This is a genomic window from Sorangium sp. So ce1335, from assembly GCF_051521615.1.
Lineage (GTDB): Bacteria > Myxococcota_A > Polyangia > Polyangiales > Polyangiaceae > Sorangium.
Window position 1 is genome coordinate 6864498 of the sequence record NZ_CP150363.1, and the last position, 23138, is coordinate 6887635.

The 23138-nt window shown below is 73.4% G+C and carries 11 protein-coding genes; 5 read left to right on the forward strand and 6 right to left on the reverse strand.

Annotated features, from left to right (window positions below):
- Nucleotides 1-162 precede the first annotated feature (162 nt).
- The 5 genes from WMF24_RS25440 to WMF24_RS25460 form a co-directional block, all read right to left on the reverse strand.
- The gene (locus tag WMF24_RS25440; protein WP_437729972.1) at nucleotides 163-495 is read right to left on the reverse strand and encodes a hypothetical protein; all 333 of its coding nucleotides are present in this window, start codon (nucleotides 493-495) and stop codon (nucleotides 163-165) included.
- 72 nt (nucleotides 496-567) lie between these two features.
- Nucleotides 568-1857 carry a glycosyltransferase family 4 protein gene (locus WMF24_RS25445; protein WP_437729973.1) on the reverse strand — a complete coding sequence of 430 codons (1290 nt, stop codon included), beginning with the start codon at nucleotides 1855-1857 and terminating at the stop codon, nucleotides 568-570.
- A 66-nt stretch (nucleotides 1858-1923) separates the two neighbouring features.
- Entirely contained in the window at nucleotides 1924-5028 is a 3105-nt protein-coding gene (locus WMF24_RS25450; protein WP_437729974.1) for a type I polyketide synthase, read from the reverse strand.
- Nucleotides 5029-5040: 12 nt separating this feature from the next.
- Nucleotides 5041-9660 (reverse strand): type I polyketide synthase, encoded by a 4620-nt coding sequence (locus tag WMF24_RS25455; protein ID WP_437729975.1) that lies wholly within the window; start codon nucleotides 9658-9660, stop codon nucleotides 5041-5043.
- 81 nt (nucleotides 9661-9741) lie between these two features.
- Complete coding sequence (locus WMF24_RS25460) at nucleotides 9742-16170, reverse strand: MupA/Atu3671 family FMN-dependent luciferase-like monooxygenase (protein ID WP_437729976.1); 6429 nt, start codon at nucleotides 16168-16170, stop codon at nucleotides 9742-9744.
- 686 nt (nucleotides 16171-16856) lie between these two features.
- Between WMF24_RS25460 and WMF24_RS25465 the strand changes: the two genes are divergently transcribed.
- The 5 genes from WMF24_RS25465 to ribA all read left to right on the forward strand — a co-directional run bounded on the left by WMF24_RS25465 (nucleotide 16857) and on the right by ribA (nucleotide 22368).
- Nucleotides 16857-17597 carry a thioesterase II family protein gene (locus tag WMF24_RS25465; RefSeq protein WP_437729977.1) on the forward strand — a complete coding sequence of 247 codons (741 nt, stop codon included), beginning with the start codon at nucleotides 16857-16859 and terminating at the stop codon, nucleotides 17595-17597.
- A gap of 52 nt (nucleotides 17598-17649) precedes the next feature.
- Nucleotides 17650-18948 carry a glycosyltransferase gene (locus tag WMF24_RS25470; protein WP_437729978.1) on the forward strand — a complete coding sequence of 433 codons (1299 nt, stop codon included), beginning with the start codon at nucleotides 17650-17652 and terminating at the stop codon, nucleotides 18946-18948.
- A 43-nt stretch (nucleotides 18949-18991) separates the two neighbouring features.
- A complete protein-coding gene (locus tag WMF24_RS25475) occupies nucleotides 18992-20233 on the forward strand; it encodes an MFS transporter (RefSeq protein ID WP_437729979.1) in 1242 nt (413 codons plus the stop codon).
- A gap of 256 nt (nucleotides 20234-20489) precedes the next feature.
- A complete protein-coding gene (locus WMF24_RS25480) occupies nucleotides 20490-21503 on the forward strand; it encodes an aldo/keto reductase (RefSeq protein ID WP_437729980.1) in 1014 nt (337 codons plus the stop codon).
- Nucleotides 21504-21609: 106 nt separating this feature from the next.
- Entirely contained in the window at nucleotides 21610-22368 is a 759-nt protein-coding gene (gene ribA / locus WMF24_RS25485) for a GTP cyclohydrolase II (protein WP_437729981.1), read from the forward strand.
- 83 nt (nucleotides 22369-22451) lie between these two features.
- Here the strand turns inward: ribA and WMF24_RS25490 are convergent, their stop codons facing one another.
- Complete coding sequence (locus WMF24_RS25490; RefSeq protein ID WP_437729982.1) at nucleotides 22452-22985, reverse strand: hypothetical protein; 534 nt, start codon at nucleotides 22983-22985, stop codon at nucleotides 22452-22454.
- Nucleotides 22986-23138: the final 153 nt, after the last annotated feature.

The window sequence follows — 23138 nt, forward strand, 5'->3', positions numbered from 1 at the left end:
CCGTCCTGGCCACCCTCGTCACGACCTGCCAGCGGCGGCCGGCCCCGCAGGCGCCCGCCGCCGGCTCCGGTTGCGGGTGCCGCGCCAGGTAGCGCCGGCGGGCTCGCAGGAAGGCCGAGCTTTCCCGGGAGACGACGCGGCGCCCGCGTCGAGGCGACGGCGCTACGTCGTCCCGCCCTGCGGCCCCGCCGCATTGCCCGCGGCCGGCGCGACACGACCGAAGTTGTCGTCGATGGCCTGGAAGATGTTGCAGAGCGGGTAGATCTCGAAGTCGTGATGGGAGTACGCGGGCCAGGAGCGGATCTGGGCCAGCAGCGCCTCGTGCGAGCTCGCGTTCATGATGCAGACGCCCCGGTTGGGCAGCACGTAGTGCGCGCAGTCGAGCGTCCCGTCCTCGAGCATTCGCGAGACGTGCTCACGGATCGACCGGTTGAGCGCCGCCCAGTCCATCTGCGGGCGGTTCGGCTTCTCGTTGAGGAACAGAAGAAATTTCATCGAACATGTCCTTTCAATCGTGATCTCACGCGCTGGTTGGAGGCGGCCTCGGCCGCGCCGCTCCAGACGATATCAGGCCGTCGCCGCGCGCCCTCTCGAGAGCGGCGCGGCGCCCCGGCCGAGGAGCTGCCAGAAGACCTGGAGGTTGCCCTGGATCATCCGCGGCAGCTGGAACAGCTCGGCCACGCGCCGCTGCCCCTCCCGGCCGAGCCGGCGCGCGAGCGCCGGATCCGCGAGCAGCGTGAGCTGCGCGGCAGCGAGGCGCTCCACGTCGACCTCCCGCACGTCGGACGCCGTCTGCCGCACGGGGACGAGCAACCCGGACTCGCCGTCCTGCACGATCTCCGCGAGCCCGCCGGACCTTGCCGCGATCACGGGCACCCCCGACGCCATCGCCTCGATGGCCGTGAAGCCGAACGGCTCGTAGAGCGAGGGCACGAGCGCCATGTCGGCGATCCGATGCAGGAACCGGAGCTGCTTGCGCGGCAGCTTGCCGAGCACCTTGATGCGCGATCCCAGCGACGCATAGCGCGCCGAGAGCTCCTGGATCATCCGGGTCGACTCGCGCGAGTCCGTGCCGCCCGCCAGCAGGTAGACGACGCGCGAGCGCTCGGCGAGCACGCGCTCGGCCGCGGCGAAGATCGCCGGGATTCCCTTTTGCGGGTGGATCCGGCCCGTGTAGAGCACGACCGCCTCGTCGGGCTCGGCCACGGTGCGGCGCAGCTCCGCGAAGGTCGACTCGGGGTAAGCGGGGGTGAAGAAGGGGTCCAGGTTCAGCGCGCAGTGGATCATGTCGATCTTGTGCGCCGGCAGGCCGTACGTCTCGCAGATGAGCGATCGCATCGACTCGCTCACCGTGATGACGTGGGTGCTGCCGTCGTAGAAGCGCTTCTCCTGCTCCACGATCTCCGGATCGGGCGCCTGCCCCCACCAGCGCTCCGTCGGCTCGGAGAGGTGATGGCTCGTCCCGACGACCGGGACGCCGAGCTCCTCGGCGATGCGGCGGCCGGCGTCGCGGGTGTGCCACTGGTGGAAGTGGACGATGTCCGGGCGCCACGCGCCGAGGTGCTGCTTTGCGTACCGGACAAGATCGTCGTTGAACGTCAGGATGCCCTGGACCAGCGAGGCCCCGGAGGCGCTGTTGAACGTCTCCTTGCGGGGCGCGATGAGGTGCACCTCCAGGTTCGGCTGGTGCAGCACGGCGGCCTCGCCCGGGGTGTAGGCGAGCACCGTCACGGCGCAGCCGGCGCGCGCCAGGCCGTTGGCGAGCTCGAAGACATACGTCCCGACGCCGCCGCTCACCTTGGGCGTGTACTCCATCGCGACGAGGAGCACCCTGAGTAACCCGTTTGCGTTATCCATGCGATTCCCTCTGGATGGCCGTCCGTTGCGCTGACGTCCGAGCGAAAGCTCCACCCTGCTGCCGCGTCATACGTCCGTTGGATCTCCCTCGGCGAGCTCGCTCAGCTTCTCCAGGAGCGCCCTGAGCTGCGGATCGTCGCCGCCCGCGTTCGCCTGGAGAGCGCCGACCACCTCGGCCATGCTCGCCACCGTCTGCGCCTCGAAGAGGATCTGCAGCGGGACCTCGAGGTGGAAGCTCTCGCGCAGCCGGCCGATCACCGCCGTGGCCAGCAGCGAGTGGCCCCCCAGCTCGAAGAAGTTGTCGTTCACGCCGACCTCGTCGATGCCGAGGACCTCCTGCCAGATGCGCGCGATGGCGTGCTCGTGGTCGGTGCGCGGCGGGACGAGCGCCGTGCGGAGCCGCGGGCGGGGGTGCGACCGGACGGCCGACGCGGGCGCGGCCGCGTCGGCGAGCGGCTCCGCCGCGGCGTCGGCGGGCGCGGCCGGGATGAGCCCGCCCTGCGCGAGCGCCCCGGGCTCGATCCAGTAGCGCCGGCGCTCGAAGGGGTACGTCGGCAGCGGCACCCGCAGCCGGCGCGCTCCCGCGTGGAGGGCCCGCCAGTCGACGTCGACGCCGGCGATCCACGCGCGGCCCAGCGTCTCGAGCAGGTGGACGTCGTCCGGCGTCGCGTCCGTCGGGTGCGGGAGCGAGTGCAGCGCGCCGCCCTCGCCGGCGAAGGCCGGGTGCTGGCGCGCCATCGTCGTCAGCGACCGGCCCGGCCCCACCTCGAGCAGCAGCCGCTCCGGCCGCTCGGCGAGCACCTCGAGCCCGGCGGCGAAGCGGACCGTCTTGCACAGGTGGCGCACCCAGTACCCTGGATCCTGCGCCTCCTGCGCGGTGATCCACGTGCCGGTGACGTTGGAGACCCAGGGCATCCGCGGCGCGCTCAGGCGGATGCGCTTCACCTGCTCGGCGAACGGCCCGACGATGGGCTCCAGCAGCGGGGAGTGGTAGGCGTGCGAGGTCCGGAGGCGGCGCGCGCCGACGCCCATCGCGCCGAGGCGGCGCTCCAGGTCGGCGATGGCGTCCAGCGGGCCCGAGGCCACGCAGAGCGACGGCGCGTTCACCGCCGCGATGCCGAGCGGGTGCTCGATGAGGCGCGACAGCTCGGCCTCGGGCAGGTTCACCGACAGCATCGCGCCCGGGGGCAGCGACTGCATCAGCCGGCCGCGCGCGACGACCAGGGCGAGCGCCTCGCCCAGCGACAGCACCCCGGCCAGGCACGCGGCGACGTACTCGCCCACGCTGTGGCCGATCATCGCCGTGGGCACGACGCCCCAGGACATCCACGTCTGGGCGAGCGCGTGCTCGATCAAGAACAGGAGCGGCTGCGCGAGCTCGGTGCGATCGACGGCCGCGCGCGCCGCCTCGGTCGGCGCCGCCCCGGGGTAGAGCAGCGCCCGCGGGTCCTGCTTCATCAGCGGCTGGAGGATGGCCGCGCCCTCGTCGACGTACCGGCGGAACACGGGCTCGTGGGCGTACAGCCGCGCCGCCATCTGCACGTGCTGCGCGCCCTGGCCGGGGAACATGAACACGACGGGGCGGCCGGTGCGCTGCTCGTGGCCGGTGAAGGCCCGGCTGGCCGCGTCCTCGAGCGCCGCCGCCGCGCTCGCCGCGTCCTTGCCGTCGCACACGAGCGCGCGCCGGTGAGGGAAGCGCTGCCGGCCGATCTGCAGCGTGTAGGCCAGGTCGGCGACGCTCGTGTCGGGGTGCTTCCGGAGGTGGCGCGCGAGGCGCGCCGTCATGGCGTCGAGCGCGGCCGGGCTCTTCGCGGACAGCGCGAGGACCTGCCGGTCCCGCGCGGGCGGCTCCGACCGGCGCGGCGGCGGCTCCTCCAGGATCACGTGCGCGTTCGTGCCGCCCATGCCAAACGAGCTCACGCCCGCGCGCCGCGGCGCTGCGGCGGGCTCCCACGGCGTGAGCGACGTGCAGACGCGGAACGGCGAGGACTCCCACGCGATGGCGGGGTTCGGGGTCTCGCAGTTGATGCTGGGGGGGAGGAGGCCGCGGTGCAGCGCGAGGGTCGTCTTGATGAGGCCCGCGACGCCCGAGGCCGCGTCCAGGTGGCCGATGTTCGCCTTGAGCGAGCCGATGGCGCAGAAGCGCTTCGCCTGCGTCTGCTCGCGGTACGCGCGGGTGAGCGCCTGGATCTCGATCGGATCCCCGAGCGCCGTGCCCGTGCCGTGCGTCTCGATGTAACCGATGGTCTCGGCGGGGATGTCGGCGTTGGCCAGCGCCTCGGTGATCACCTGCGCCTGCCCGTCGACGCCGGGCGCCGTGTACCCCGCGCGGAGCGCCCCGTCGTTGTTCACCGCGGAGCCGCGGATGACCGCGTAGATGGGGTCGCCGTCGGCGATCGCGTCCTCGAGCCGCCGCAGCGCCACGACGCCGGCGCCGCTGCCGAAGACGATGCCGCCGGCGTTCGCGTCAAACGGGCGGCACCGGCCGTCGGGGGAGAGGATGCTCCCCTCGATGTAGCGGTAGCCGTGCTGCACGCCGAGGTTGATGGAGACGCCGCCCGCGAGCGCCAGGTCGCACTCGTGGTTGAGCAGGCTCTGGCAGGCGACGTGGACGGCCACGAGCGACGTCGAGCAGGCGCTCTCCACGAGGAAGCTCGGGCCCTTGAGATCGAGCTTGTACGAGGCGCGCGTGGTCAAGAAGGAGTTGGCGTTGCCGAGGTTGACCTGCAGCGGATCGAGCGTGGCGAGCAGCGCGGGGTTGGAGAGGATGTTGAAGACGAGGTACGAGCTGAGCGCCGCGCCGCCGAAGACGCCCACGAGGAGGTCCTGCTCGGCGGGGGCGTGGCCGGCGTCCTCGAGCGCCTCCCAGGCGCACTCCAGGAAGACGCGCTGCTGCGGGTCGATGAGCTCCGCCTCGCGCGGCGTGTAGCCGAAGAAGCCGGCGTCGAACAGCGCCGGGTCGCGCAGCGACGCCGCGGCCTTGACGAAGCGCGGATCGCGGCGCTGGTGCTCGGGCACGCCGCGCGCGGCGAGCTCCTCGTCCGTGAACGTGACGATGGACTCGACGCCGTCGCACAGGTTCTGCCAGAGCTCCTCGAGGCTCTCGGCGCCGGGAAAGCGGCCTGATATCCCGATGATGGCGATCTCGTTGCCGTTTGCAGCGTGGGTCATGGGAGGCGACTCCTACTTCGCATCGTGCTTGCGTTGATGGCGCTCGCGGCGCCGCGCGCCCCGGCTCCGGCGATCCTCGTGCGCGTCGTCGGGGTCGCTGCCCCCGGCGACGCGCCGCGCGAGCGCGGTCACGGTGGGGTTCTCGAAGAGGCTGACCGCGGGCAGCGAGAGGCCGAGCTCGCGCTTGATCTCCGCGATGAGGCGCAGGCCCAGCACCGAGTTGCCGCCCAGGTCGAAGAAGCTGTCGTGCGGGCCCACCCGCTCGACGCGGAGCACGCGCTCCCAGATCCGCGCCATGACGAGCACGGCGTCCCCCGGGGCCGGGAGCGGGCGCGGGGCCGCGCCCTCCGCGGGCTCGTCCGTCGCGCCGAGCGCCTCCATCAGCTCGCGCGCGACGCGCCGGCTCTCCTCGGCCGCCGCCTCGATCGAGCGCGTGGACACGACGATCCGCGCCGCGGGGCTCGAGAGGGCCCGCTCGAGCACCTCCGGCCCTTCGGCCGGCCGGATCGCGTGCGCGAGGAGCTGCGCGCGAACGCCCTCCAGCGCCCCGGAGACGGCGGTGGTGACGGCCTGCCCCACCTCGGCCCACGTGTCCCACGCGAGCGCGATCACGCCGGAGCGGCCCTCCTGGGCGCACCGCTCCGCGAACGCCTCCTGGAAGGCGTTCGCGGCGACGTGGTCGACCTGGCCGAGGTCGCCCGTCGCGGCGGTCCGGGACGAGCAGAGGACGAAGAAGTCGAGCGGCGCGCCGGCGAGGAGCCGATCGAGGACGAGCGTCCCCTGCACCTTCGGCCGCAGCACCTGCGCGACGGCGTCGCGGTCCTTCACCTGGATGAGGCCCCCCGCGGGCACGCCGGCCGCGTGGATCACGCCGTGCAGCGCGCCGAAGCGCTCCCGGAGCTGCCCGAGCGCGCGCTCGACCTGGCCGGCGTCCGCCACGTCGGCGCGCAGCACGAGCACCTCCGCGCCGAGCGCCTCGATCGCCTGCACGCGGCGGATCCGGACCGAGGTGGGGTCGTCCTCGGGGTGGCCTGCGAGCCAGGCCGGCCACGCCGCGCGCTCGGGGAGCTCGGCGCGCCCGACGAGCGCGAGGCGCGCCTGCGCCCGCCGCGCCAGGTGCTCGGCCACGACGAGGCCGATGCCGCCGAGGCCGCCGGTGATGAGGTACGTCCCGCGGGGCCTGAACAGCGGCGACGCCGGCGCGGCCTGCAATGCCGGCGCGTCGAGCCGCACAGGGTCGAACGCCTGAACCAGCCGCCGGGCCCCGCGGAGCGCCACCACGGCGCTCTGCGCGGGCCCCTCGACCTCGGCGGCGAGCCGGTCGAGGTCCACGTCGCTCAGCGCCGTCCCCGGGACGTCGATCAGCGCGCAGGTGACGCCCGGCTGCTCCAGCGGCAGCACCCTGCAGGGGCCGAGCATCAGCGCCCGCTCGGGCCGCACGGGCTCGCGCTCGGAGACGGACTCGACCCCGCTTCCGACCACCGCGAGGTGGAGGGGCCGCCCGCTCGATGAGGCGCCGAGGGCCTTGCCGAGCGCGATCAGGGCGTCCAGCCCGAGCCGCCGCGCGTGCTCGACAGGGTCGGCGCCGGCCGGGGGCTCCAGCAGGCCCCACGCGTAGACGATGCGGTCCGGGCGCCGCCCCGCGCGATCCAGCTCGGCGAGCAGCGCCGCGTAGGCGTCCTCCCGCTCGGGATCGAGCTCGTAGGCGCCGGCGTCGACCTGGCGCAGCGCCGCGCCGGGCGCGACCGTCGTCACGTCGTGGCCCTTCGCGGCGAGCCGGGCCGCCACACGCGGCCCCACCCCGCCGGGATCGGCGAAGACGAGCCAGCGCGCGCCCGCGGGGGTCGCAGGCGCCGGGGACGGGGCGCGCCGCCACGAGGGCAGGTAGAACCAGTCCGCGAGCTCGCGCCGCTCCGTCGGGGCGGCCTCGGGCCGGCTCGCGCCCGCGGGGCGGGGGTCGATCCAGAAGCGCCGGCGCTCCCACGGGTAGGTCGGCAGCGGGACGCGCCGCCGCTGCTCGTGCGCCGAAGCGCGGGCGAAATCGACCTTCACCCCCGCCGCCCACAGCCGCCCCAGCGTCGTCAGCAGCACCTCGGTGTCCGGGCGGTCCTCGACCGGGGAGCGCATCGACGTGAGCACCACCGCGGCGCTCTCGGGCGCGATCTGGAGCCGCGCCAGCGAGCTCAGGACCCGGCCGGGGCCCACCTCGAGGAGGACGCGCCCGGGCTCCTCGAGGAGCGTCCGCACGCCGTCGCCGAAGCGCACCGTCTGGCGCAGGTGCCTCACCCAGTACGCGACGCTCGTCGCGTCGCCCTCGGTGATCCACGTGCCCGTCACGCTCGACACGAACGGTCGCTCGGGCGCGTTGAGCCGCAGCGTGCGGAGGAACGCGGCGAACGCCGGCATGATGTCGTCGATGAGGTGCGAGTGGGCCGCGACGTCGATGTGGACGCGCCGGACCTCGACGCCGCGCTGCTCGAGCGCCGCCGCGAGCTGCTCGATGGCGGCCTCGTCACCGGACATCACGCCCTGCTCCGGCCCGTTGACCGCCGCGATCGACAGCCTGTCGCTGCAGAGCTTCCGCAGCTCGGGCTCGGGCAGCTCCACGCCCAGCATCGCGCCCCGCGGCACCTGCTCGAACAGGCGGCCCCGCTCCGCCACGAGGGCGAGCGCGTCCTCCAGCGAGAAGACGCCGGCCAGGCACGCGGCGGCGTACTCGCCCATGCTGTGCCCGATCATGGCGGCGGGCTCGACGCCCCAGTCCATCCACAGCCGGGCCAGCGCGTACTCGACGGCGAACAGCGCGGGCAGCGCGACGCCGGTGCGCGTCAGGCGGGCCTCCTGGCCGTCGCCCGCCGCGCGCGCGTAGATGACGTCCCGCAGGTGGACGCCGAGGCGGGGCGCCAGGATGTCCCCGCACGCATCGATGTGCTGGCGGAAGGTCGGCTCGTGCTCGTAGAGCCAGGCGCCCATGCCCGGGTGCTGCGCGCCGCCGCCGGGGAACATGAACACCGCCTGCCGGGTGCGGGCCTCGCCCGCGGCGGAGCGCTGCGGCGGGAGCTCGGCGAGGGCGCGCGCCGCGTCCGCCGCGTCCGAGCAGACGACCGCGCGCCGGTGCGGGAGCGCCCGGCGCCCGACCTGGAGCGTGTAGGCCACGTCGGCGATCGGCAGCTCCGGGTGCTCCTCGAGGTGGCGGGCCAGGTTCTCCGTCGCGAGGTCCAGGGCGGCGCGCGTCTTCGCCGACAGCACGAGGAGCTGGTGGGGCCGCGAGGGCCCCGACGACGGCCGCGGCGGCGCCTCCTCCAGGACAACGTGCGCGTTGGTGCCGCCGATCCCGAACGAGCTCACGCCGGCGCGGCGGCGGCCGCCGGTGCGCCCCCAGGGCTGCAGCGCGGCGTTGACGAAGAACGGGCTGTCCTGCCACTCGAACCGCGGGTTCGGCCGCTGGAAGTGCAGCGTGGGCGGCAGCTCCCCGTGCTCGATCGCGAGCACGCCCTTCATCAGGCCCGCCACGCCGGCGGCCGCGTCGAGGTGGCCGATGTTCGACTTCACCGAGCCGAGCGCGCAGAACTTCGCGTCCCCCGTCGCCGCGCGGAACACGCGCGTCAGCGCCTCGACCTCCACCGGATCGCCGAGCGCCGTCGCCGTGCCGTGCGCCTCGACGAGCCCGATGCTGTCGGGCGACACGCCGGCGATCGACTGCGCCCGCGTGATGACCTCCACCTGCCCCTCGACGCTGGGCGCCGTGTAGCCGAGCTTGGCCGACCCGTCGTTGTTGATCGCGCTCCCCTTGATGACGGCGTGGATGTGATCGCCGTCCGCGATCGCGTCCGAGAGCCGCTTCAGGACGACGACCCCCACGCCGCTGCCGAAGATCGTGCCCGCGGCGTCGGCGTCGAACGGCCGGCAGTGCCCGTCCGGCGAGGCGATCCCCTCGGGCTGGTAGCGGTATCCGGTGCGCTGCGGCACCTGCACCGCGGCGCCGCCGGCGATCGCGACGTCGCACTGGTAGCCGAGCAGGCCCTGGCAGGCGAGGTGGACGGCCACGAGGGACGTCGAGCACCCCGTCTGCACCGTGACGCTCGGCCCCCGCAGATCGAGGAGATAGGACAGCCTTGTGGCCAGGAAGTCCTTGTCGTTCCCGATCATGATCTGGAAGCTGTCGTCCGCGTCGAACAGGTCCGGGCGCGAGGCCAGGTTGTAGAGCAGGTACGTGCTGAGCCCTGCCCCGGCGAACACGCCCACCGTGCGCCCGGCGTCCGGCACGAAGGCCGCGCGCTCCAGGGCCTCCCAGGCGCACTCGAGGAAGAGCCGGTGCTGAGGATCCATGAGCTCGGCCTCGCGGGGCGAGTAGCCGAAGAAGGCGGCGTCGAACCGGTCGATGTCGTCGAGCACGGCGCCCGCCTTGACGAAGCCCTCGGCGGTGAGCGCCTCCCGGGGGACGCCGCGGGACAGGAGCTCCTCGTCGCTGAAGTGGCGGATGCACTCCACCCCTCCGCGCAGGGCGCGCCAGAAGTCCTCGACGCTCCGGGCTCCCGGGAGACGGCAGGACATCCCGACGACCGCGATGTCGAAGGAGTCCTCGGGGAGATCGGACGACGGCTCGGGGGACTGCAGATGTTCCTCGCTCATGGATGGCTCTTTGCTGTGCGCTGTTGTCTCTCTCCGTGAACCCTTCGCGCCGGCGCCCGAGAGGAGAGCGCCGGCGGCCGATCAGCGCTTCGGCTCCCGCGCGCGCTGGCGCCGGAGCGCCTCCATCTGCTGCCGCGCGCGGTCCTGCGCCGACCGGGCCACCGTCGCGGCCGCCGCCGCCGGCTCCTCGCTCAGGTGGCGGGCCAGCGACGCGACCGTCGGGTGCTCGATGAGCCGCATCAGCGGCAGGTCGGACCGGAGGCTCGCCCGGACGCGCGCGTGCACCTGCGCGAGCAGCAGCGAGTGCCCGCCGAGATCGAAGAAGTTGTCGTGGATGCCCACCTCCGGCACGCCGAGCACGCTCGTCCAGATGGCCGCGATCTGGCGCTCCATGTCGTTGCGCGCGGCGGCGAAGGCCTGCCGCGGCCGCGCCGGCTCGGCCCCGAGCGCCGGCAGCGCCTTGCGATCGAGCTTGCCGTTCGGCGTCAGCGGCATCGCCTGGAGCCGGACGACCGCCGAGGGGACCATGTACTCGGGCAGCCGCTGCCGCGCGAAGCGCTGGAGCTCCTCGGCGTCCGGCGCCGCGTCGCCGCGCGGCACGACGTACGCGACGAGCCGCTGATCCCCGGGCCGCTCCTCGCGCACGGCGACCGCGACGTCGCGGACGCCCGGGTGCTCGGCGATCCTCGCCTCGATCTCGCCGAGCTCGATCCGGAAGCCGCGCAGCTTGATCTGCTGGTCGGAGCGGCCGAGGAACTCGATCGAGCCGTCCGGCCGGTAGCGCGCCAGATCCCCGGTGCGGTACATCCTCGCCCCCTCGCCGGCGAACGGATCGGGGACGAAGCGCTCGGCCGTGAGCGCCGGCCGCGCATGGTAGCCGCGGGCCAGGCCGACGCCGCCGATGTACAGCTCCCCCGGGACCCCGACCGGGAGCGGCTCCAGCCGGGCGTCGAGCACGTAGAGCGACGTGTTCCCGATCGGCGTGCCGATGCTCACCACGGCGCCGCGCTCGTCGTGCTCCACCCTGCGCGTCGCGGACCAGATGGTCGTCTCGGTCGGGCCGTACATGTTGATCACCCGGCCCGGCGCCGCCGCCGTGAGGCGCGCCGCGAGCGGCGTGGGCAGCGCCTCGCCCCCGACGAGCAGCGCGCGCAGGGAGGCCAGGGCGCCCTCGGCGTCCGGGTCGAGGAGGAGCGCCTGCGCGAACGACGGCGTGCACTGCACGTGCGTCACGCCGTGCGCCGCGATCTGCGCGGGCACCTGCACCGACGCCGGCGGGCGCCGCAGCGCGCGGCGCCTCAGGGCGTCGAGGTACCGCAGGCCGCCGAGCGCCGATTCCGTCTCGACGCCGAAGTCGACGAGGCACGCGATCTCGTCGACGCCGAGCTCCTCGATGCGGCCGACCATCTCCTCGCAGGATCGCGGCGTCCCGAACAGGCCGCTCTGCGCGAAGAAGCGCTCGTGGGCCCGGCCCACGAGGGCGTCGAGATCGGCCGGGCTGAACGTGCTCGCGTCGACGTCGATCCCCACGCTGCGGCCGAAGCCGCGCATGAGGTCGAGGGAGCTCTTCAGGTAACGCCGGAAGGGCTCCGCCGCCTTCTCGCGCACGATCTCCATGTCCCGCTCCACGAACGCGTGGAGCATCAGCGTCACGTGCCCCGCGCCCTCGTGTCCGGCGCGGCGGCGGGCCTCCCGGTACAGGGCGATCTTCTCGCGCAGATCCTCGAGGCTCTGGCCGAGCAGGTGGGTGAGCACGTTCGCCCCGATCTCGCCGGCCACCCGGAACGTCTCCGGGTTGCCCGCGGCGGTGAGCCAGACGGGCAGCTCGCGCTGCACCGGGCGCGGCCGCAGCCGGAACTCCTTCATCTGGCCGGCCCCGTTGGGCAGGCTCACCGGCTCGCCGCGCCAGAAGCGCCGGATGAGCGCGAGGTCCTCCATCATGGCCTCGCGGCGCCGCTCGTAGCGCCCCGGCGCGAGGGCGAAGTCGTCGGCGTGCCACCCGGACGCGACCGAGATGCCCACGCGGCCGCCGGAGAGGTTGTCGACCATCGACCACTCCTCCGCGACGCGGACCGGGTTGTGGAGCGGCAGCACGACGCTGCCCGCGCGGATGCCGACGCGGCGGGTGACCGCCGCGACGGCCGCGCCGGTGACGGACGGGTTCGTGTAGAGGCCGCCGAACGCGTGGAAGTGGCGCTCCGGGGTCCACACGGCGGCGAAGCCGTTCTCGTCCGCGAACCGCGCCCCCTCCAGCAGGAGCCGGAAGCGGTCGCTGCCGCCGCGCTCCTCGTCGTCGGCGAAGTAGAACAGGCTGAACTCGGCGGCGCGCGACCGGCTGCCCGCGCGCAGCGCCGCGGTCCGCTGCTCGGGGTGGATGACGACGTGGAAGCCGCGCGTCACCGTCCAGAGCAGCTCGAGCACCGAGATGTCGAACGACACGCTGGTGAGCGCCAGGAACACGCCCGGGGGCTGCGCGCCGATGCGCTCGTCCATCGACGCGAAGAAGCTCACGACGCCGAGGTGGCTCAGCATGACGCCCTTGGGGCGCCCCGTGGATCCCGAGGTGTAGATGACGTACGCGAGCGATCGCGGGTCGGCCTCGACCGACGGCGCCACGGCGCCCTCGTCGTCCGCGTCGGGCCCGTCCAGGCACAGGACCGGGCAGCCCTGGTCCGGCAGGTCCGGCGCGAGGTGCTCCTGCGTGACGAGCGCGGCCACGCTGGCGTCCGTCAGGACGAAGGCGACCCGGTCTGCGGGGTACGCGGGGTCGAGCGGCACGTAGGCCGCGCCCGCCTTGAGGATGCCCAAGAGGCCCACCGCGAGCTCCAGGGAGCGCTCCACGTAGAGCCCCACCCGGGCCTCGCGCCCCACCCCGGCCGAGAGGAGGCGCGCGGCCAGCCGGCTGGCCCGCGCGTCGAGCTCCGCGTAGCTCAGCGAGGCGTCGCCGAACGTCACCGCCGTCGCGCCCGGCGTCCGCGCGACCTGCGCCTCGAACAGGCGGTGAACGCAGGCGTCACGCGGGAAATCGAGCGCCGTCGCGTTCCACTCGTGGACGATCCGCCGCCGCTCCTCGGCGGTGAGCAGCGGGAGCGCCGAGATCCGGCGCGCGGGCTCGCTGACGAGGCCGCGCAGCAGCACCTCGAAGTGCGCGACGAGCCGCTCGATCGACGGCGCGTCGAACCGGTCGGCGCTGTACTGGAAGGCGAGGCTCGCCCCGGCGGGGGTCTCGACCATCATGAGGGCGAGGTCGAACTTCGCCGTGTCCTCGAGCGAGCCGTCGGGCACGTCGAGGTGCGTCTCCCACCGCATCCCCGGCACGCTGAGGTCGAGGGGCGGCAGGCTCTCCATCATGAAGGCCACCTGGAAGAGCGGGTTGTTGTCCGCGTCGGCGGCGGCCCGGCACGCCCGCACCACCTCGTCGAACGGGAGCTCCGCGCGGGCGAGCGCCTCGCTGACCGTGCGCCGGCTGCGCTCGATGAGCTCCAGGAACGAGGGATCCTTCGCGAGATCCAGGCGGATCACGAGCGTGTTGGTCAGGAACCCGACGAGGCTCTGGTGCTCCCTTCGCCCGCGGTTGGCGACGACGGTGCCGATGCCGAGATCGCTCTGGCCGCTGTAGCGGTGCAGCAGCGCGCCGAAGGCCCCGATCATCGCGGCGAAGAGCGTCGTCCCGCGCTCGCGCGCGATCCGCCGCACGCCCTCCACGAGCTCCGCGGGCAGCGTCGCGCGGACCGTGGCCCCCCGCGTCGAGGGCGGCCCCGAGGGGGTGCGCGCGATGGGCAGATCGAGCCGCGGCAGGCCCGCGAGCTGGCCCTTCCAGAACGCGCGCTGCGCGTCGAGCTCCCGGCCGCGCGCGCGGGCGTGCCGCACGTAGTCGTCGTACCGCGGCGCCGGCGGCAGCCGCGGGGCCTCGCCCTTCCGCGCCTGGACGTACAGGGCCGCGAGCTCCCGGGTCAGGATGCCCATCGACCAGCCGTCCGTCACCGTGTGGTGCACGGTCAGGAGCAGCACGTGCTCGTCGTCCGCGACGCGCGCCAGCGTCGCCCGGAAGAGCGGGCCCGCCTCCAGGTCGAACGGCCGCGTCCCCTCGGCGTGCGACAGCGCCTGCAGCGCCTCGGCGCGCGCCTCCGCCGGCTGGCTCCGGAGGTCGACGCGCGGGAGCGCGACGGGCGCCGGCGGCGCCACCTGGGCGCGCGGGGCCCCGTCCTCGCCCGCGACGAAGGAGGTGCGCAGGACCGCGTGGCGCTCGACGACCGCGGCGAGGCTCCGCTCGAGCGCCGCCGTGTCGAGCGGCCCGCTCATCCGCAGCCCGGCGTGCACGTGGTACGCCGCGTTCTCGGGCATCAGCCGGTCGAGGAACCAGAGCCGCGCCTGCCCGGAGGACACCCCCGGCGCGGCGGGCGCGTCTGCCCCCGGCGCGTCCGGCGCCCCGTCGGGCTGGCGGGCCTCCCAGGCGGCGCAGAGCTCCTCCGCCGCCGCCGTGAGCGTCCGGTGGCGCCAGAGCAGCATGGGCGGCAGCGCGATGCCCAGCGCGCCCTCGATCCGCCCCTCGGCGGAGAGCATCCCCAGCGAGTCGAGCCCGAGCTCCGCCGGGGCGCGCTCGGCGTCGATCCGCGCCGGATCCTGCTGGAGCTCCCGCGCGAGCTCGTGGCGGAGCAGCGTCAGGATCAGCGCCCCGCGCTCGGCCGCGGGCGCCGCCTCGAGCGCGTCCCGCACGGCGAACGCGCCGTCCGCGCCCTCGCCGTCCGCGGCCTCGGCCGCGCCCTCCACGCGCAACAGCTCCGGCAGCGTCCCCGAGGAGACCGCTTGCGCCGTCGCGCGACGCTGGATTTTTCCGCTGGAGGTCTTCGGGATCCCCTGGGGCGGCAGCAGCGCCAGGACGTGGACCTGCAGCCCGTGCTCCCCCGCGATCGCCTGCTGGATCGCGCGGCCCACGGCGCCGGGATCCCCGCCCGCGCGCCCCGGGTCGATCTCCGCCGCCACGCCGAGCCGCTCCGCGCCGTCGACCTCCAGGGCGAACGCCGCGACGCAGCCGGCGCGCACGGCCGGGTGCGCCGCCTCGACGGTCTGCTCGATGTCCTGGGGATAGTGGTTGCGGCCGCGGAGGATGATGACGTCCTTGGACCGCCCGGTGATGAACAGCTCTCCATCGAGCACGAAGCCGAGATCGCCCGTGCGCAGGAACGGGCCCTCGCCGCTCGCGAGCCGCGCGCCGAACGCCCGCGCCGTCTCCTCGGCGCGACCCCAGTACCCGAGGGCCACGCTGGGGCTGGTGGTCCAGATCTCACCGACCTTGCCGGCGGGCAGCGGCGCGCCCGTGGCAGGGTCCACCACGAGGATGCGCTGATCGAGCGCCGGCTGGCCCGAGGAGACGAGGGGCCGCGCCGGACCGTCGCCCTCTCGGACCTCGCGCGCCTCCCGCGCCTCGCCGGCGCCGAGCGCCGCCGCCGAGACGGCGCGCGTGACCGGCGCGCGCCGCGACTCCGCCCCAGAGACGATGAGCGTCGACTCGGCCAGTCCGTAGCAGGGATAGAACGACGCGCGATCGAAGCCGCAGGGCGCGAACGCCTCGGCGAACCTGTCGAGGGTGGCGCTCCGGACGGGCTCTGCCCCGTTGAACGCCACGTTCCAGGAGCTCAGATCGAGGCTCGCCCGGTCCTCCGGGCGGATCTTGCGCACGCACAGCTCGTAGGCGAAGTTCGGCCCGCCGCTCGTCGTCGCCCGGAATCGGGAGATGGCCCTGAGCCAGCGGAGCGGCTGCTGCAGGAACGCGAGCGGCGACATCAGCGTGCAGGAGAAGCCCGTATAGAGCGGCTGAAGCACGTTGCCGATCAGCCCCATATCGTGGAACAGGGGCAGCCATCCGACACCGCGCGAGGTCGTGTCATGCCGGAAGGCCCGCGCGATCGCGCGCTCGTTGTGGAGCACGTTCGCGTGCGTGATCATCACCCCCCGCGGATCGCCCGTCGACCCGGAGGTGTACTGCAGAAATGCGAGCGCATCGGCCTCGATCCGCGGCGCGCGGAAGGCCGAGGCGAGCTCGGGAGGCGGCGCGTCGGTCGCCACCCAGCGCAGGGCCGCGAGCTCGGGCGCCGCCGGCAGGATGGCCTCGGCCATGGCCAGGATCTGTGTCGTCGTGAGGACGAACTTCGCCCCGGAGTCCTGGGCGATCGCGCGCAGCCGGGGCAGCGTCCTCTCCAGGCGCGTGGGATCCGGCGGGTAGGTGGGGACGGCGACGGCCCCCGCGCACAGGCATCCCATGAAGCCCTCGATGAACTCGAGGCCAGGCGGATACACGAGCAGGGCCCGCTCGCCGGCGGCGCCGACCTCCTGGAGCAGCGCGCCGATCCCCCGGGCGCGACGCTCGAAGTCCGCGAAGGTCCACTCCTCCGCGGCCCCGTCCGGATCTCCGGTGCTCAGGAATCGATAGAGCAGCTCATCGCCCCGCCTATCGGCCTGAAGCCTCAGAAGATCGGGCAGGGTGGCGCACGTCAAGATGTCGGCATCCATTGCAAGGTCCCTGGTGAACGAGCACGAGGAAACATTCCAGCATCCCCGCAACGACGTCGGCGCCCGGAGCGCACACGACCCGTAGAACGGGGAACGCTGCCCAGCCTCGCTCGGCTCGGATGAGAAGAGAACCTACTCGAACTAAACGGCCTTCCGTGTTTCTGACTTGTTAATGAGACTTAACAAATCAGAACAAATCTACCGCAGCGTAACCGCGCACATCCTCGGTCCCGGACCGGGCGTCCGTGCGCCTCGCAGCGTAGGGCGACGCCTTAACACGAGACGAGAATTAATGCAAAGAGGTATGGTAGTTCATACGTCGATTCTTTCCGACGATGGGACCCAGCCGTCACACGAATCCAGCCGCCACCGCATCCCTTCGTCAAATTCCTGCTGCAACTGCCGTTGACATCGGTGAGAGCAATGCCGAACGGAGTGTGCTAGATGACGGCCTGCATCATGGTGGCGCGCTGCGACGGCGACCCCTCGGGGTGCACCGATGCGCGGAAGGCACCCTGATCCTGTGCCATGAGCCGCACGCGTGCGAGCACCTCCGACGAGGCGCTGCACGGCCGGCGAGTCGGCTCGAGAGGATGGTCGGTGATGAGCAAACAGTGGAATCTCTTGGCGAATTCGCTCTGGCTCGACACGGCTGGCCGCGCGCCCCGCGCCGCAGAGGTGAGGTCGTGACGGCGGCTGAGGGGGCCTGGCTCGCCTTTCATGTCCCCCGGCCGGAGGCGCCGTTCCGGCTCTTCTGCCTGCCCCACGCCGGCGGCGGCGCGTCATTGTTTCACCCGTGGAGCGCGGAGCTCGCCCCGCTCGCCGAGGTGTGCCCGGTGCAGCTCCCCGGCCGGGAGGGGCGGATTCGCGAGCCGGCGGTGCCGAGCCTCGGCCCGCTCGTCGCTCGCCTCGCCGACGCGCTCGCGGTCTACCTGGATCGTCGCTACGCGATCTTCGGCCACAGCATGGGCGCGCTGATCGGCTTCGAGCTGACCCGGGAGCTGCGGCGACGCGGCCTGCCCCTGCCGGCGCACCTGTTCGTCGCGAGCTACTGCGCGCCTCACCTGCAACGCCGGGAGGATCGGGCCGGCACCGTGAGGCACGAGGCGGCGAAGAAGCTCACCGGCGCCCAGGCCGTCCCCGCGGAGATGAAGGGGGAGTTGCTCGAGCTCCTCGTACCCACGCTGGAGGCCGACACCCGGCTCTGCGAGGAATACGAGCATGTAAAGGAGGAAGCCCTCCCGTGCCCCATCTCGGCGTTCCGCGGGAACACGGACTACGTGCCCGAGGAGGACATCGCCGGCTGGCGGGCGCTCACGCGCGGGGCCTTCCAGTCGCAGACGTTCCTCGGGGACCACTTCTTTCTCCGCGAGACGCCGCGGGGCGTGATCCAGGCCGTCCGCCGGGCCCTCGCGAAGAGCGCGTGAGCGTCACCGAACCGGACAGCATACCACCCCCGAGCACCTGATACGAGGCCCCATGCGCATCGCCGTCCTGACCATCGGCTCCCGCGGAGACATCCAGCCCTTCCTCGCCCTGGCGCAGGCGCTCCGGCGCGCCGGTCACTCCGTGTTCCTCGGAGCGCCGCCGAACTTCTCGTCGCTCGCGGCGGAGCACGGCGTGGAGTTCCAGGCCATGGGGCCTGACAGCCGGACGCTGATGCAGGAATCCGAGACCAAGAAGATCGTACAGTCCGGCAATATCCTGTCCGCGTTCCGGGGGGCGCCGCTCGCGCGGCTGCGCGAGCGTCAGACGAGGATCAGCCGCGACGCCCTTCGCATCTCCCAGGGGGTCGACGCGCTCGTCTACAAGAGCGGCCTTTCGGCCGGAAGCACCGTGGCCGAGGCGCTCCGCATCCCCGCGGTCTCGGTGGCGCTCCAGCCCATGGCGCCGTCGGCGGCGTTTCCTCCGCCGCTCCTGGGAACGACGTTCGACGGCGGCGCGCGGGTGAACCGCGCCCTGGGCGAGGCCATGGCGTTCGCCATCTGGTCGATCGGGCGCGAGGGGGTCCAGGCGCTCCGGCGCGAGCTGGGCTTCGCCCCCCTGCCCTACCTCGGCGTGCGGCCGGCCGACGAGCCGACGACGCTTCACGCGTACAGCCCCAGTGTGCTGCCGAAGCCGGGTGACTGGCCGACACATTTCCACGTGACCGGCTTCCTGTTCCTCGACGCTGCCCTCTCGTGGACGCCGCCTGAGTCCCTGTCGCGGTTCCTGGAGGCGGGGCCGCCTCCTGTATCCATCGGGTTCGGCAGCATGACGAACGCCGATCCCAGGCGCCTCCTCACCCTCCTTCTCGACGGGTTGCGCCGCTCGGGCCAGCGCGCGATCCTCCTCGGCGGCTGGGGCGACCTGGGTCGCGGCGTCGACCTCCCGGACTCCGTGCTCGCGCTCGACCAGGCGCCGCACGACTGGTTGTTCCCGCGGGTCGCCGGCGTCGTGCACCACGGGGGAGCGGGTACGACCGGAGCCGTGCTCCGGGCCGGCGTCCCCTCTCTCGTGATCCCGTACAATTTCGATCAGCCCTTCTGGGGAAAGCGCGTGGCCGAGCTCGGGGCGGCCCCGGCGCCGCTCCGCCTCCGCGACCTCACCGCCGCGCGCCTCGCCGGGGCCTTCGATCGCCTCGCGCGCGACGCGGCGATGCGGGCGCGCGCGGCGGAGCTCGGGCGGCGCGTCCGGGCCGAAGACGGGCTGAAGGAGGCCGTGGACCGCATCCACGGCGCCGTCGGCGCCGCGCCGAGCCCGGCGCGGGCAGGCCAGCAGCGCGTCGCGACGACGTGAGCGCTCGCCCGGCGCTCCTCGCACACAACGGAGCCACGACGACATGAGCGGTCTCAAGCAGCTCCTCGCGAACCGGATCTTCCGTCTCTTCTGGGTGAGCGAGGCGATATCCGTGCTCGGCGACCAGTTTTACCTGCTGGCCTTGCCCTGGCTGACGCTGGAGCTCACGGGGTCTCCGTCGACGCTCGGCAACGTGCTGATGGCAGCGGCCATCCCCCGGGCCGCGCTCATGCCGATCGGCGGCGTCGTCGTCGATCGATGGAGCCCCGAGGCCGTGCTGCTGGTGAGCAACGCCGCCCGCGGGGTCATCGTCGCCGCGTTGACCGCGCTCGTCGTGACCGATCAGACCCAGGTCTGGCACCTCTTCGTGCTCGGCGCCGCGTTCGGGGCCGCGGACGCGCTCGCGTACCCGGCGTTCGCGAGCATCACGCCGCGCCTCGTCACCGAGGACCGCCTCCCTGCCGCGAACGCGGCGATCCAGGGGACCGCGCAGATGGCGGGCATGATCGGGCCCGCGCTCGCCGGCGTCGTCGTCGCTGTCGTCGGGAACGCCGGCGCCTTCGCCATCGACGCGCTGTCGTTCGCCGTCTCGGTGGCAATCCTGTGGCGGCTGGGCCAATTGCTCGTGTCCGACTCCGCTGCTCGGCCCGCGCCGGTCGCGGAGCAGCCCTCCGAGCCGCCGAAGGCCATCCGGGACGTGGTGCGCGCCGTGCTCACCGACCCGGTGCTGCGCACGGTGCTCGCGATCATCGCCGCGATCAACCTCGGGGTCCTCGGGCCTATCGCGGTCGGCTTGCCCGCGCTCGTGCGCGGCGAGCTCGGGGCCGGCTCGACGATGCTCGGCGTGATCATGGGGACGTTCGCGGCGGGAGCGCTCGCGGGCATGTTGACAGCGGCGCTGTCCCCTCGCCCGCGCCGCCCTGGCCCCGTGACCCGGTGGGCCACAGGAGGGCTCGCCGCGGGCATGGCGCTCCTGGGCGCCGCGACGATGTCCCCGCGGTTCGTCGCGCTGGTGTTCGTGACCGTCTTCGGCGCTGGCGCGGCGCTCGGCTATCTGAACGTACAGGGGCTCAGCTGGCTGCAGGCGCGCGTCCCCAGGGCGATGCTCGGCCGCGTGATGTCGATCCTGGCGCTGTCCGCAAACGGCCTGGGCCCGATCTCCTATGCGGCCAGCGGCTTCGCCGCCGAGCACACGATCGCCGGCCTGTTCCTCGGCGGCGGCGCGATCGTCGGGCTGGCGTGGGTCTTTGCCCGCGATCCGGCGTTCAGCGAGGCGACGACGTGAGACGGGTCCTCCGCGGGCGGCGAGGCGCTCGCGGACCTTCGATGACGGCCTCTCCCTTGACTCTTTGCCTGTTCCCCGGTAGCGCTCTGCGCGGCCGGTCGTGTCAGGGCGTCTGCGCTCGAGGCATGGCCTGAAGACGTGATAGCCGCGGGAGGGCGCACGACGCGGGGGCTTCCGACCCGCACCACCCGAGAGACGCGGGGTCGCCTCCGAGGAACCCCACACGAACTACGCGAGTACGCAAGGAGACTTGTCCATGAAATATAGGACGTTGGGACGCACGGGCGTGCAGGTGAGCGAGCTCTGTCTTGGATCGATGGAGTTCGGCGGCAAGACGCCGGAGGACGAGGCGGTGCGCGTCGTGGATCGCGCGCTGGACGCGGGCATCAACTACATCGATACCGCCAACGTCTACGGGCGCGGGGTCAGCGAGGAGATCGTCGGGCGCGCCCTCGGCCGCGACGGCAAGCGCCAGGGCGTCGTGCTCGCGACGAAGGTCAACGTCCGGATGCGCGACGAAGATCGAAACGCCGCGGGCAATCACCGCCGCCACATCATGGAGCAGGCGCACGAGTCGCTCCGGCGGCTGAAGACCGACACGATCGATCTCTACTACATCCACCGCCCGCAATCGGACATCCCCATCGATGAGACGCTGCGCGCGCTGGACGACCTGATCCACCAGGGCAAGGTCCAGTACATCGCGTGCAGCACGTTCGCCGCGTGGTCGGTCCTCGAGGCGCTGTGGGTGTCGGATCGCATGCGCCTGAACCGCTTCGTGGCGGAGCAGCCGCCGTATCACCTGCTGGAGCGCAGCGTCGAGCGCGAGCTCATCCCCATGGCGCAGACGTACGACCTCGGCATCATGCCGTGGTCGCCGCTGGCGGGCGGCCTGCTCACGGGCAAGTACAAGCGCGGGGGCGTCGTGGAGGGCGGGCGCCTCCAGCCGGGGAACGCCTGGGGCGACAAGCACTTCACGCCCGCCGCGTTCGAGGCGCTGGACGGCCTCGCCGCGCTGGCGAAGGAGAAGGGCTGCACGATGACGCAGCTCGCGCTCGGCTGGCTGCTGCACATGCCCGCCGTCACGAGCCCCGTGGTCGGGCCGCGCAGCGTGGCGCAGCTCGAGGAGCAGCTCGGCGCCGTCGACGTGACGCTCACGGCGGACGATCTCGCGCGCGTCGACCGCATCTCGCCGCCTGGCAGCGCGCTCGTGCCGTACTACTACACCGACGGCTACGCGGACTTCCGCCCGCACCCGCGCCGCTGGTAGAGTGCGCACCTGAACCCATGACGAGCTCCGGTGGAGAGGACCTGGTCGTCGTCGCTCGCGCGCACCGCCGCGCCCGCGCGGGGAGGCCCCTCGCGGAGGCAGGACAATGACCGATCCGGGGAATCCGCTGCTGGAGCTCGTCGCGCGCGATCAGGAGCACGACTGCGAGGGGTATGGTCAAGAGAGCGTCTGCGTGCGGGTGGTCGGCGTCGCCGAGCTGCCGACGCGCGCCGGCCGCTTCCGCATCGTCGCGTTCTGGAACAACCGCGACGCCAAGGAGCACATCGCGATGGTGCACGGCGACGTCGTCGGCGCCTCGGACGTGCCGACGCGGCTCCACTCCGAGTGCCTGACCGGCGATGTCATGGGCTCGCTGCGCTGCGACTGCCGCGATCAGCTGCTCGAAGGGCTGAAGAAGATCCAGAGCATGGAGCGCGGCATCCTGCTCTATCTGCGCCAGGAGGGCCGCGGGATCGGGCTCATCAACAAGATCCGGGCGTATGCCCTGCAGGACCAGGGGCTCGACACGGTCGAGGCGAACCTGGCGCTCGGCTTCCGGGACGACGAGCGCGACTACGCCGTCGCGGCGCACATGCTGCACAGCCTCGACGTGAAGTCGGTCAAGCTCATCACCAACAACCCGAACAAGGTCCAGCAGCTCACGCAATACGGGGTGTCCGTGACAGGGCGCATCCCGCACGTGATCCCGCCCAACGAGCACAACCGCTTTTACCTGGAGACCAAGGCGAAGCGATCGGGGCATTTCATCGACACGTGGGGCAAGCCGCACCTCGTCGAGCAGAGCGATCCGGTGGTCGTCGACGGGATGGCGCCGCCCGAGTCCGACCGGACGCCCGCGAGCTGAGCCGCCCGCGCGGCGCCGGGCGGCGGCGCGCCGGGCGTCACCGCGCGGGGCTCGTCAGGCGGCGCCGCGCCCGCCGCATCGCCTCACGGCGCGGCGTCGGTCAGGCGGCGTACCCGCTCGGCGTGGGGGCTCGACGGGAACTGTGCGAGGAACGCCTCGGCGCGGGCGTGCGCCTGGTCGGGACGCCCGCGGCGCACCAGCGCGTCGATCGCGATGAGCTCCCGCTCCGCCGCGAGCCGACCGCCCGGGAACTCGGCCCGGTGCTCATCGAGCAGCGCGAGCGACGCCTGCGGCGATCGCGCGAGCGCCGCCCTGATCTCCGCGAGCCTCCGGCCCTCCCGGAGCAGCTCGTCGCGCGCGAGCGCCTCGGCCTGCGGCGTCGCCGGACCGGCCGCGGGATCGCCCGGGAGGGCGCCCCCCGACGGCCGCTGCCCGCGCGCGGCGGCCGCCTCCCCCTGCCCGGCGCCTGCGTCCTCGCCGGGCGGCGCACCGAGCGCCTGATCGCTGCAGCCCGCGAGGTGGACGACGATCGCGGCGGCGAGGCCGCCCGCGAACCACCGATTGTGTGACGAATGCGAATGATCGACAACGACGTTCATGTCGCTGGACTCCTTCATGGGTCGAGCCGCCGGATCTCCGCGGAAACGGGCTCGCTCCAGCGCGCACGCCCTCTCCCGGACCGCAGCTCGCCGCGCCGTCGCCGCCGAAGCGGCGCGGCGCGTCCGATATCTTCAGCTCGCGCTCCAGCAACGGTTGCCCGAGCGCCAGCA